Origin of the sequence: Prolixibacter bellariivorans ATCC BAA-1284 (assembly GCF_000621705.1) — a bacterium.
Taxonomy (GTDB): domain Bacteria; phylum Bacteroidota; class Bacteroidia; order Bacteroidales; family Prolixibacteraceae; genus Prolixibacter; species Prolixibacter bellariivorans.
The window spans coordinates 203,375-216,082 of record NZ_JHXO01000001.1; the positions used below are offsets into that span (position 1 = coordinate 203,375).

Here is a 12,708-nt window from a genome sequence, read left to right on the forward strand (position 1 = left end):
GTAAGGGAAGGACTAGCTAAGTTGGTTTGTTATTAAGGTGTTTTTATGTAAAGGTTTTGTCACATGTTATTTTAAAAAAAGGGCCAAGATGAATTGGCCCTTTTCTTATATAACCTCTGGGTATTATCTGTTAATGACTTCCCAGGTGTACGACCAGTTGGCAAAGAATGGAGTGCCGTTCGGGTCAACTGCTCCTTTGTAAGCCGGAGTAGTAAGGCCGAAAGATGAAACATCTGCCATGTTGCTGGTTACGTCAGCGGAGCTGGGAGTAAATTTGTCAGCTCCGGTTCCAAAACCCGGGTCAGCAATTTTGTTGTGAGCCATCAGGTATTGCTCAACTTCATATTCTTTAGCTGCGTCAGTTTCGTCGCTAAGCTGGAATACATTGGCAAAACCAGTTGAATCGTTAGAAAATGAACTGTTGGTGTAAATCACGTTATTTTCAATTTTCAAATAACCATAACCACCGTTGGCAACTGATACCCACATGTCGTAGCTACTTGCTGATTTGTTATCAGCAGCGTTGATTTTGTCGGTTCTTCTTTCCATGTCAATCGGGCCATCGAATCCGTAGAAAATGGAGTTATAGAAGCTACCACCCCAACCGTCGCGCATGTAGAAAGTCTGCTTGTTGCTGGCAGTCAGGTTGTCATTGGTACCTTCGTTGAAGAGTGTAATGTTGGACATTTTGGGAGTAGCAAATGGCTTTGCAGCTTCGTTGGCACCAACACCACCATCAAGTTCTGCACCACGAGGGTCGCTACTTTCGTTGGTAGAAGCTTTTTTCCATACCAGTGCATACTGAACCGTTCCGTGGAAACCTTCGTCTTCGTCCAGACCGTCATCACCTGTGTACGACAGCACAACGTTGGTCAGGTTCGGGGCACCTCCGAAGAACTCAATGCCATCGTCGAAGTTGGAGAATACTTCGATATGATCGAGCGTTGTTTTGGAACCTACAGCGCCCAGTGAAATACCGTTGATTTCGTTATCGGCACCAATCACACTACCGCCGTGACGAACCGATACATATTTCAGTACACCTGAATTGTCAGCATCATCGGTACCACCGTACAATCCGCGTGATTCAGTTTCGGGAATACCTTCGATTGATTTTTCACCGCCTTCAGCTACGTTGCTGGTTGTTGCTTTACCCAGGATAATTAAACCACCCCAGGTTTGGTTGGCATCGTCCGGTAATGAGCCATTTAGGTCATCTGCTTTACCAGTCATAATGATCGGTGCTTCAGCAGTACCTTCTGCCATGATTTTACCACCACGGGCTACAATCAGAGCAGAAGCTCCTGAACCTTGACCGGGAAGTCCTTTAATAACAGTACCTGCTTCAATCGTCAGGGTCTGACCATCGTTTACAAAGATAAAGCCGTGGAGAACATACACAGTATCTTTGCTCCATGTTACTGTTCCGGTACCATCAGCGCTGGCATAGATGTCTTTAATTGCACCGTTACTTTTGTTAATGAGTGCGGTTGCTTTGGTTGAGTTTTGATTGGCATCGGTAACGGTTAGACTAATTGAAGCAGCACCTTCGTCACTGTCAGCGGTAAAAGTTACGACAACATCTCCACTCGTTGCTGCTGCGCTAGGTTCACTTTTCACTGTTGCGGTACCACCGGTAGCGTTAACCTGAGATGCACCATATCCTCCGGGAACAGTTGCGGTGAATGTTACATCGACATTCGATCCGGTCTGAACGTCAGCAGTGGTAGGAGTTGTTAATGCAGGCCCGTCTGGAACAGCATTGTTGTCATTGTTTGAGCAGGAATTCAGAATTGCCGCACCCAAGATCAGCGACATGAATACCCATAATTGCAGTTTTTTCATAATCCTCTTTAAGTATTTAAATTAAAATTCGGGTTCTGTTTTTGTGTTTAGTATTTCAAATTGTATGTTATGATTCGGCATTATTTATGTTCACTAACTCCTTGCAATTTTGTCTTTGATATGACTGTATTTTGTGAAGAAATTAACTGTTACATTTTTGTCATATTTTTGAATATCAATCCCTTTGGATTTCGATGTGAAGAACGACGTAAAATATTACACAGTGATTAAGGAATATTAACTTTTGTGTTACAATCCATTGAGGGCTGTTACATTTGGTGTGTATGGTAAAAGCCAGTAATACAGGTTGTAGTTGGCGTTTAGGGCGCGTTTTTCCGAATGATTTTGTAACAAGGAAGTCGGTCTGTTCGCAAATTAGATTTTGGTGGATTTTAGCCATTTTTTGACTAAATAATGAAGAGTAACGAAGGAGTGAATAATGAGGGAGATTAACTGTAATATAAAGATTTGACTGGCTTGGAGAGAGTACTAAGTAAGGAACAAAATAGGGTGTTACAATTTCATTAAAATAAAAAAGGGTGGAAAGAACTTCCACCCTACTCTATATTTATTACATACAGAATTACTCGTTTGTCAGGAATTCAATTTGCGGATTGACTGGATATTTTCCGGATTCGGCTCCGTAAATAGAGAGACCTCCTTTCTCTGATGTCAGACGAACAGTGATGAATCCTTTTTTCACGGCTTCTTTCACTTGTTCAAGCGATAATCCTACTGAGATTAGATATCCGTATGAACCCGCTTCATCGAGCATCCATTTTTTCCCGGTGTTTTCTCCCCACTTATCTCCGGGTTCCTGATTCATCCAAGAAAGCATACCCTGGTGGTCAGCCGGATCATCGTCCAGGTGAATTTGGTTCAGTGGTTTTCTATCGATGGAAATGGAAAGCAAACCGGAATATCTCTTTTCATCGGTCTGCGGATATGAGTTTTGTCCGTAGCCCGGGTCTGTTCCTTTTTCGGTCACAATTGTCATCCCGATATTTTCGGTGTCGCCAATTTCCAGGTACTTGCTCTGTGGATATCGTGAAGCTACTTCGCAACGGAAAACGGCTCCGGTAACATTATCTTCCGGTAGGTTGGCCGGAACTTTGAATTGATATTCAAAATAACCGGTACCCATACCCCACACTTTTTTCCCTTCCTGGGGTTTCCGGTACTTGAGGCTCCAATCAGCTTTGCTGAATTGTGAAGGAGAAACAGCTACTGTGTTTTCGGGCAATTTTGCACCGGTTGCCCGGAAAGGAAGAAAATTTCGATTAACAATGTTCCCGTTTTCGTCTTTTAACAATGTAACGAGCATCCCGGATGCCAGGTTTCCAGGAATCGTCGTCGTAATATCTTGTTGAGGAATAGCTTCAAATGCTTTTACTACAGCGGGGACAGAACCTGTCTCTCCTTCAATTAATTTTCCCGAAGGAGAATATCCTTTGACATACCACGAGATTGTTGCGTGTTCTAAATTGCCGTTGGTAACCGATGAAATTGTTACCGGAATACTTATTTTCTCGCCGGCATTGTATACTTTGAAGAAATCATTGCCGGGGATGACATAGTGGTCGGAATGAAAATCCTGCATACTCATTCCCGGAACCAGTTCCGATAATCCAAAAATTTTCTTGCTACGGTCAAACCGGTAATAGCCGTTCCATTCATTAATCACATCGTGGAATTCAGTGAACAGGAAGCCAGCGATTTTCGGCCTGCGCCGGAATTCGTTCATCATGATGTGATACTCCCAGGTCAGATCAATGTCGCCGGTGCTGCCGGCATAACCCCAGACAGCACCGCATTCTGAATTCAGCATTGGGACCTCGCCTTGTTTGTTTCCACCGATAAAGTTGAACGTTGAGCCAGGAAAGGTTTTGGCAACAACGTTGTCCAGAAAGTCGGACCATTGCCTTGCCGGAAGATACGCATGCCAGGTATTGAGGTCAGTCTCCACATGGTCGTAGTTACAAGGCGAGTTGTCTTCCACCAAACGGGTTGGGTCCATTTCCTTTGCTTTGTGATACCAGTTGGCGACCCATTGTTGTGTTGCCGGTGTGTATCTTCGGTTATCTCCTTTGCCGGAAAAAAGTCCCCAGGTTTCGTTGAACAGTACCCACGAAAAAATGGATGGATGATTGAAATCGCGATTGATTTCGGCGACAGCCAGTTCTTCCCAGTTCTTTTTGGCTTCAGGAGTTGGTGGCCCCCAGAAATTGGGAATATCTTCCATAATAAGCAAACCAAGTTTATCGGCCCAGTAAAGCTTTCGTGGAATTTCTGCTTTGATATGAATTCGGAGGCCGTTCAAACCGAGAGCCTTTGCGCGCTCGATTTCGTCCTTCATAAATGCATCCGAAGGAAATGTATAGAAGCCTTCCGGATGATAACTCTGGTCGAGCGTTAGTCGAAGGTAAATTGGTTTGTTGTTCAGGGCTACGTACCAGAAATCCTGTCCGGGAAGTTTCACCGACGATATTTTTCGCATTCCGAAGTAAGTATGTACTACGTCGGTTTGGGAGTTATTTCCGGTTGTTACCGTTACATCATACAAAAACGGGTTATTCAAATCCCATAAATGCATATTCTTTACCGGAAGGGTGAATTCAGCCATTTTATCGTTTGCCGGAATTGTTTCTTCTATATGCAAACGGTTGTTGTTTCCTGTTAAGGAGAAAGGCCAATCGGTTTCTGTCTTCCGCGAAAGCGTTATCCGAACGGTTACCTCCTTTTTGTCGATATTGGGAAGGAAATGAACTTGCTGTATGAATACATCCGGACGTTTTTCGAGGTAAACGGTTTGCCAGATTCCCCTCGCGTTTCCATAATATTGTTTCCCGGCTGGACGATTGTCCAAGTCTCGATCCTCGACGCGTACCACTAGCCGATTCTTTCCTTGTTGCAGGTAAGGTTGAATATTGAAATCGAAAGGAACGTAACCACCGCGATGCTCACCTACTTTTTGGCCATTTAGCCAAACTGTTGAATGAAAATCACTGGCCATAAAAACCAGATAGGTTTCCCCTCCGGATGCAGTGAGTTCATCATTCAATGTGAATTCCCGGGTGTACCATCCGTAATGTACGTCGGATTCTTCTATTCCCGACTTGGGACTGGCCCATGAAAACGGAATCAGGATTTGCTTCTCAAATTTTTCCGGATGTTTTTGCCACTGCTGTTTCATCCCTCTATTCTTTTTATCGCTCCGAAAACTCCATATCCCGTTCAAATTTTGGAACGTTTGACGCTGAAATCCCGGGCGTGGGTGTTCTTTTAACGGGATATTTTCGGTAGCGTTCAGTGCTGCAAATGATGCAAAGGAAAAGCAGCAAAAGATGAGTAGTGATAATGTTAGTTTCATTGTTTGGTTTATTTTGGATTAGAACACATTAAAGATAACCACATTCCGTATTGAAATGAAGTTTGAGTTAGTGCTGGTACAAAAAAAGGGCACCCGACGCTTCAGGTACCCTTTTTGGAAAGGAAAGTTACTTGCCATCTAACAAATGGCTTCTTTAAAATATTATGTCCGTAAATTTTCAGTCACCTATAATGTTTGCAGACCTACCGAAAAACAGACAGAATTGTTATGAACCTATTGTTTGTATTAATCTATGCTTGTACCGGATTTTGCAGTAGAAAGGAGATGATGGTGAGTTCTATTTCGTTTTCATTCCAACCTTTATGCAACACAACAAAACTAGATATGCAATGAAAAGTAAATGCTAATCAGAGTTAAATAATTGTTTACCATATCATTGCAGTTGTATTTCAGTTGTATTGCGTAGATATTACGGAGCAATGATGAACTAACAAATGCTCACAAATGTCCTGAAAAAGAGGATTGGCATTTGATGGTAAAAAGAAAACCCCTCCCGGGCGGGGAAGGGTTTAGGTTATCGGAGCAACCAGTTTTATTGTTAATCCATTGGAGTATGGGTAATAAAATCTCTGGTCGATTTTACCATATTGACGGTTTGCAGCAATAAGTTCTTGGTTTCAGACATGATATTGAAAAACAGAACCGAGTTGCGGCTGTTAACTTCCTTTTTCTTGATCCGGCGAATCTGATTTTTCTCCAAATCACGAATGTTATTAATGATGACTTGTCTTTTTTCAATCAGTTCTTCAATCTGCTCGAATTCACTCTCTTTAATAATGCGAAGAGCAAAATTCATGAAATCAGTAATTTGTGAACTGAACTTGGTTAAATCTTCAACCTGGTCATCGTTAAATGGCTTATGATTGTTCTCTACGTGTTGATGCAATGGTCCGACAACATACTTGATAGAGTGAGCCATTTCACGCAGGTAATCCACTATTTGTACATAAAAGTGACCTGTCTCAACTGAATCTTTCTGCAGCTTCTGCACAACTTTGGAAATATTGGCTTTCAGTTTTCTGGCTTTTTGATTGAATTCTTCAACGTCTTCATCAATCTTGGCCAATTGCTTGCGGTTCTGTGCAAAGAAACTTTCCAGCCCGAGAAAATAAGCTTTTGATGTGGAAATGATGGCGGCGATTACTTTCTGGTTGGATTTATCGAGTACTTTTTCTACTTCAACGGTTGCTTCCGGGAAATCTTCCTCTTCCAGCTTTTTGGCTTCGCGTTTACGGAAGAATACATAGGTGCGGATAACCATAACGGCGGCTACAGCCGCGAACACGAAAATCATGAATTTACCGCCCAACGCAATCAGCGTAGCAACAATGAGTGAAACGGTGAAAGCCACAAAGGCTGTCAGGAACCAACCACCTACTACCGTGAAGACACCCGAAATCCGGTAAACTGCCGATTCGCGATCCCATGCGCGGTCGGCCAGCGAAGTACCCATGGCGACCATGAAGGTAACATAGGTTGTCGAAAGTGGTAGTTTCAGATTGGTACCAATGGTAATTAAAACCGATGCAACAATCAGGTTGCTTGCTGCCCTGATTTTATCGAAAGACGGGCGATCGGGATTGGTATCATCTACCGGAACTGCTTCGAAACGACTTTCGACCCAGCTAGTAATTCTATTACCCAGTATTTTTTTCAGACGATCGCCGGTGCGAATAGAGGAGCGAACCAATGCACGTGACGCATATGATGAACCAAACCTCTCATCTCCTTCAGCCTGACGAGCCAGGTCGACCGTCGTGGCAACTACCGATTTCGCTTTTTTGGAAGCGATAAGGGTTCCAATCATGATCAAACCGGCAATTAACAGCATATAGGTATCAGTTCTGACCGGTTGGTTCAGGATGCTCATTGTATATCCATCAGGATTGACTGCACCGGCTGCTATCCATGCTTTAAACGATTCAAATCCGGCAAGGGGTACCCCGATAAAGTTCACCAAATCGTTTCCGGCGAAAGCCATGGCTAAGGCAAAGGTTCCGACGAGAACAATGAACTTAAGGACATCGAATTTCTTGAAAACGAATTGCAGGATTTGCAACAAAATGGTCCAGCCTATGAAGCTGAATAGCAAAATCAGCCACATGTTGTTTTTGAGGTACGCAATATTTTCCGGTGTTAACCACGATGCACCTTTTGCACCTTTAATGACGATGAAGTAGGTAATTATGGCAAATGCGAAACCTCCGAACATGGATCCGATGTAGCGGATTTTTTTCTCGTATTTGAAGGTGAAGACCAGTCGGGTAAACCACTGGACAATTGTTCCGACAGTAAATGCTATGACCACCGAAACCAGAATTCCGGAAATAATAGCGAGCGCTTTTTCAGTATTAATGTATTGAGCCAGTTCAACCATCGAACCCGAAGATTCTTTGATTTTTACAGCGGCCACTGCAACAGCGGAGCCTAACAACTCGAATACGATGGATACCGTTGTGGAGGTTGGTAAACCAAATGTATTAAACATGTCCAGCAGGATGATATCCGTTATCATCACCGCCAGGAAAATGGTCATGATTTCGGAAAAAGCAAACATGTCGGGATGGAAGATTCCTTTCCGGGCTACTTCCATCATACCGCTGGAAAAGGTTGCACCAATAAGAACACCTAAACCGGCGACACCCAAAATGAGCCATTTGGGAGCGGCTTTGGAACCTATGGCTGAATTCAGAAAGTTAACGGCATCGTTACTTACCCCGACAATCAGGTCGGACACAGCCAAAGCAAACAGGATAATTACAAGGATTAGATAAAAGTTTTCCATTGATTAGATTTTTGTAAAAAACTCGTGCCAAAGATATTGTTACACAGTTGTTACCCATGTTAAGAAATGTTAAAATAATGTTAACTGGTTATCATTATCTCGATTTTCTTATTTATTGTTTAGTTTAGGTTTACTGGATGAACAATTCCTATATTTGCTGATATTTAGAGTGTAATAGAATTGAAAAACGAACAATTAATGAATACTTCTTCTCCAAGAAGGATGTCGGTACTACTGTCGGTATCCCTCACGCTTGTGTTCACCCTTTTGTTGGCAGGCTCATTTTTCATGCATGTAACTTACTGGTACTGGAGTTTTCTCTTTGTTCCGGCTTTCTTCGGCGTTGCCTATTTGCTGATTCACTATATTTTGAATCATCTGATATACGATAAAATTACCCCAATTTACAAAACCATTCGGGAAGTTCCGGTGGAAGGGAAAAAACAATTGAAACGACAGGAAGGAAGCAGCGATATTATTTCGCAGGTGAACATAGAAGTGAAAGCATGGGCCAGCGAAAAGTTATCGGAAATTGAACGCCTTCGTGATTTGGAAAAATACCGGAAAGATTTTCTGGGAAATGTTTCGCACGAGCTGAAAACCCCAATTTTTAATATTCAGGGATATGTTCTCACGTTGCTTGATGGAGGAATGGATGATCCGAAGATCAACCGCCTGTACCTGGAACGCACAGAGAGAAGTATCGACCGGATGATTAGTATCGTGGAGGATTTGGAATCGATTACGAAGCTGGAGTCAGGTGAATTGAAGTTGAATTGGGAGACTTTCGACATTGTGAAACTGACGGAAGATGTTTTTGAGCTCGAACTGATGGAAGCTCAGGAGCGTCGTATTTCGCTTCTTTTCCAGCAAACCAATACCAAACCACTTTGGGTATTGGCCGATAAAAAACGCATTTTCGAAGTCGTTAGCAATTTGGTGATGAATGGTTTGAAGTATGGGAAAAAAGGTGGCTATGTAAAAGTAGGCTTCTTCGATATGGATGACCACGTACTGGTGGAAGTGAGCGATAATGGACTTGGTATTTCCAAGCAGGATTTACCCCGCATTTTTGAGCGTTTTTATCGTGTTGACAAAAGCCGTTCGCGACAGCAAGGTGGCACCGGTTTGGGATTGGCAATTGTTAAACATATTATTGAGGCACACGATCAAACCATCCAGGTACGAAGTGTCCTCGATAAAGGAACAACCTTTACCTTTACGTTAGAAAAGGGTACTCCGGGCAAATAATTTTTCCGGAATGCTTCAAACCAAATTAACATTTTGTAATTTGGGAGGGTAAAACTGACCCGGCATAATCATAATCATTATGGCAGAAAAAGAAAACAACTACAAAATTCTCCTGGTAGACGACGAAGAGGACATTCTTGAATTTATCAGTTACAACCTCGAACGTGAAGGGTTTAAAGTTTATTCGGCGCGAAACGGAGTGGAGGCCATTAAAATGGCTGAAAAGAAAAAACCGGATCTGATTATTCTTGATGTTATGATGCCTGAAATGGATGGTATTGTGGCCTGTGAAGAAATACGCAAGATTCCGTCATGTAAGGATACAGTGATTGCCTTCCTCACTGCACGTGGTGAAGATTATTCGCAGATTGCCGGTTTTGAGGCTGGCGCCGATGATTATATTACCAAGCCCATCAGGCCAAAGGTGCTTATCAGTCGTGTAAAAGCTTTGCTGAAGCGCTCGGGTGTTGTCGCTGCTGATATGGCTGCTCCGGAACAGGTTATTGTCATTGGTAATCTGACGATTGATAAGGAGCGCTATCTGCTGAAAATCGATGATAGGGAGATGATTCTTCCCCGAAAGGAATTTGAATTGCTGTCGTTACTCGTTTCAAAGCCGGAAAAAGTATTTACCCGGGAGGAGATTTACAATGCGGTTTGGGGCGAAAATGTGATCGTGGGCGATCGAACCATTGATGTGCACATCAGGAAATTACGCGAGAAAATAGGTAACGATCATATCAAAACTTTGAAAGGTATTGGTTATAAGTTTGTGAATTAACCCCGTTGTCCGGATAGTTTTCATAATGGAATTCAACCGGATAATTATTACATTTGTTATAATCACGTAAATTCACGCTTATGAAGAGATTTGTGATTGCCGTAATGGTTATTGTCGTCGCATTTTCCTATTCCTGTAAAAATAAGGAAAAGCCGGCGCCACCTCCACCGGCACCTCCAAAAATTGAGACTCCTAAGCCGAAACCAAAACCCGTAGCCAAGTCTAAACCGGTTGTTAAGGACGAAGGAGTTAATCTTAATGACAAGTTTTTTGTCATTGTAAATAGCTATACGATTCCTGAATATGCCCGAGAAAAAAGTAAAGAATGGAGCAAGAAGGGATTTAAACCGCGCGTAATTATGCGGAATATGGATGGCTATTATCGTTTAGCGGTTAAATCGTTTAACGATTATTCTGATGCCATGGCTGCTGCGTTAAAACTTCGAAATGAATACCCGGAGTTTAAAGATGCCTGGGTGATGAACCGCTCAGACAAAATTGAAGATGAGGAACAAAATTGAAAATCCTAAGATATACCCGGCATAAACTTGTGCCGGGTTATTTTTTCCCATAACCAGCCGGGCATAACCGGTAAACCCTCCTGCCAACAAAATCAATCCGATCAGCATCATATCGTGTTGCCCCAGACGCAGCATAATGGCCAGTACAATGCCAAACAAGGCTCCTAAAGCGGTCATATGTGAGCTAATGTTCCAACGGAGTGAAATTAGTGCAAGTGCGACGAGAACAAGTGTACCTGCAAGGAAAATAGCATTGAAAAAACCGGCAACCGGTAATTTTGATATCAAATAGTAGCCGGCAAAGTAACTCACACCGGAAATCAGATAGGTTAACGTTTGCACCGGCATTTTTTCCCAGGATTCAACTCCATTTCTAAGTGTTTTTCCGGTAAGAAAAAATAAGGCAGGAATTGCTCCTGTGCTGATAAACGTGCTAATGATAATCACTTGTTTCAACGTTCCGGATAAAAAGGTAATGTACAAATCGGTCTGAAACAGAAGAAGTAAACCAAGTGTGGGGAGTAATAGCGGATGAAAAATAATCGATATACTGCGGGCTAAGAATTTTTCCATTTGGGTGTCATTCAAATAATTATTGTCGTTTGCCTTTGTCTTTATAACTCCTTTCGCATCCGGGCTACCGGAATATCCATCTGCTCACGATACTTGGCGACAGTACGACGTGCAATCGGGTATGATTTCTGTTTGAGTATTTCGGCCAAAGCCTGGTCGGTTAATGGTTTTCGTTTGTCTTCGGCTTCAATGCATTCCTTGAGTATCTGTTTGATTTCTCTGGTAGAAACTTCCTCGCCGGTGTCTTTTTGCATCGATTCGGAAAAGAAATATTTGAGTGGAAAAATCCCGAAATGTGTTTGAATGTATTTACTGTTCGAAACGCGCGAAACCGTGGAAATATCAAGTCCGGTCCGGTCGGCGATATCTTTCAGGATCATCGGCCGCATCCGGGTTTCATCACCTTCTAAGAAGTATTCTTTCTGGTAATCGATGATTTCATTCATCACCAGAAGAAGCGTCTGTTGTCGTTGACGAATAGCATCGATAAACCACTTGGCCGAGTCGAGCTTTTGCTTCATAAACATTACGGTATCCTTATCCTGCCGACTCAGATTTTTCCGGTTTTCCTGGTATGCTTTGAGCATGTTGGCATAATGCCCGTTAATGTGAAGATCGGGTACGTTACGCTGATTCAGCGAAAGCTGAAGGTCACCATCCATCAGTTCCAAAATAAAATCCGGAATAATGGTTTGGTTGGTGCGGTTGATGGTGTTACTGAAGGAACTTCCCGGCTTGGGATTTAGCTTTAATATTTCATCAATTGCTTTTTTCAAATCGTCTTCGGAAATACCAAACTTCCGAGTTATTTTGTCATAATGCTTTCGCGTGAACTCATCGAAGGTGTCGCGAAGAATACGAGAAGCCAGTTGTATTTCCGGTTTCGACAAATCTTTCCGTTCCATCTGTAAACGAAGGCATTCCCGAAGGTTGCGTGCACCAACGCCAGGCGGATCAAATTCCTGGATAACCCGGAGAATGCGAAGCAGTTCAAACTCATCGGTGGTGACATTTTGCATGAATGCCAAATCGTCCATTATCGATTCCAAATCGCGGCGCAAATAGCCATCTTCATCGATGTTCCCGATGATTTGCTCAGCTAATACTAATTCGTCTTCCGAAAGCGATACTTCGGTCAATTGTTGTTCGACAAATTCGTGGAATGATGATCCGGCCGAAAATGGTATTTCTGTATACTTATCGTCTTTTGAATAATTCTGTGAGGAGTATTTGTACGAAGGGTAATCTTCGTCATTCAGGTAATCGTCTACTGAGAATTCTTCATTGTCCTTGTCATCGTTGGATTTCAGGTCAGTATCATACTCTTCTTCCTGAGAATCTGAACCTTCATTGTCGAGATCGAGTACCGGATTCTCTTCCAGCTCTTTCTTGATGCGCTGCTCCAACTGCATCGTAGGAATTTCCAACAGCTTGATAACCTGTATCTGCTGTGGTGAAAGTTTCTGCAGTAGCTTTTGTTGAAGACTTAGTTTTTGCATCTCTGGCTGTATTATTCTGTCCGAAATTTATAAAATAAAGAACAATAATCAGTGAAAATAAA

8 protein-coding genes are annotated in these 12,708 nt (G+C 42.6%); 3 read left to right on the top strand and 5 right to left on the bottom strand.

All coding sequences use genetic code 11. From position 1 onward, the window contains the following. Positions 1-123: 123 nt before the first annotated feature. From T426_RS22325 to T426_RS0100950, 3 genes are all read right to left on the bottom strand, one after another. Complete coding sequence (locus T426_RS22325) at positions 124-1,845, bottom strand: hypothetical protein (RefSeq protein ID WP_025862663.1); 1,722 nt, start codon at positions 1,843-1,845, stop codon at positions 124-126. Between the two features lie 583 nt (positions 1,846-2,428). Continuing rightward, positions 2,429-5,215: a glycoside hydrolase family 2 protein gene (locus T426_RS0100945; RefSeq protein WP_025862664.1), complete on the bottom strand. Its 2,787-nt coding sequence runs from the start codon at positions 5,213-5,215 to the stop codon at positions 2,429-2,431. Between the two features lie 559 nt (positions 5,216-5,774). Beyond that, positions 5,775-8,021: an inorganic phosphate transporter gene (locus tag T426_RS0100950; protein ID WP_027585154.1), complete on the bottom strand. Its 2,247-nt coding sequence runs from the start codon at positions 8,019-8,021 to the stop codon at positions 5,775-5,777. 198 nt (positions 8,022-8,219) lie between these two features. On the opposite strand from T426_RS0100950, the gene T426_RS0100955 reads away from it, so the two are divergent. The 3 genes from T426_RS0100955 to T426_RS0100965 all read left to right on the top strand — a co-directional run bounded on the left by T426_RS0100955 (position 8,220) and on the right by T426_RS0100965 (position 10,574). After that, positions 8,220-9,272, top strand: coding sequence for a sensor histidine kinase (locus T426_RS0100955; RefSeq protein WP_027585155.1), 1,053 nt, complete (start codon positions 8,220-8,222; stop codon positions 9,270-9,272). A gap of 79 nt (positions 9,273-9,351) precedes the next feature. Further along, the gene (locus T426_RS0100960; protein WP_025862665.1) at positions 9,352-10,053 is read left to right on the top strand and encodes a response regulator transcription factor; all 702 of its coding nucleotides are present in this window, start codon (positions 9,352-9,354) and stop codon (positions 10,051-10,053) included. 80 nt (positions 10,054-10,133) lie between these two features. Beyond that, the gene (locus T426_RS0100965; protein ID WP_025862666.1) at positions 10,134-10,574 is read left to right on the top strand and encodes an SPOR domain-containing protein; all 441 of its coding nucleotides are present in this window, start codon (positions 10,134-10,136) and stop codon (positions 10,572-10,574) included. Here T426_RS0100965 and T426_RS0100970 read toward each other — a convergent pair. After that, complete coding sequence (locus T426_RS0100970; RefSeq protein WP_025862667.1) at positions 10,542-11,147, bottom strand: hypothetical protein; 606 nt, start codon at positions 11,145-11,147, stop codon at positions 10,542-10,544. The genes T426_RS0100965 and T426_RS0100970 overlap by 33 nt on opposite strands. 41 nt (positions 11,148-11,188) lie before the next feature. Beyond that, positions 11,189-12,646 (bottom strand): RNA polymerase factor sigma-54, encoded by a 1,458-nt coding sequence (rpoN, locus tag T426_RS0100975; protein ID WP_027585156.1) that lies wholly within the window; start codon positions 12,644-12,646, stop codon positions 11,189-11,191. Positions 12,647-12,708 lie beyond the last annotated feature (62 nt).

Bases quoted from the DNA above. Each gene is read 5' to 3' on its own strand.
- T426_RS22325 (WP_025862663.1), bottom strand. From the start codon at position 1,845: ATGAAAAAACTGCAATTATGGGTATTCATGTCGCTGATCTTGGGTGCG.
- T426_RS0100945 (WP_025862664.1), bottom strand. From the start codon at position 5,215: ATGAAACTAACATTATCACTACTCATCTTTTGCTGCTTTTCCTTTGCA.
- T426_RS0100950 (WP_027585154.1), bottom strand. From the start codon at position 8,021: ATGGAAAACTTTTATCTAATCCTTGTAATTATCCTGTTTGCTTTGGCT.
- T426_RS0100955 (WP_027585155.1), top strand. From the start codon at position 8,220: ATGAATACTTCTTCTCCAAGAAGGATGTCGGTACTACTGTCGGTATCC.
- T426_RS0100960 (WP_025862665.1), top strand. From the start codon at position 9,352: ATGGCAGAAAAAGAAAACAACTACAAAATTCTCCTGGTAGACGACGAA.
- T426_RS0100965 (WP_025862666.1), top strand. From the start codon at position 10,134: ATGAAGAGATTTGTGATTGCCGTAATGGTTATTGTCGTCGCATTTTCC.
- T426_RS0100970 (WP_025862667.1), bottom strand. From the start codon at position 11,147: ATGGAAAAATTCTTAGCCCGCAGTATATCGATTATTTTTCATCCGCTA.
- rpoN (WP_027585156.1), bottom strand. From the start codon at position 12,646: ATGCAAAAACTAAGTCTTCAACAAAAGCTACTGCAGAAACTTTCACCA.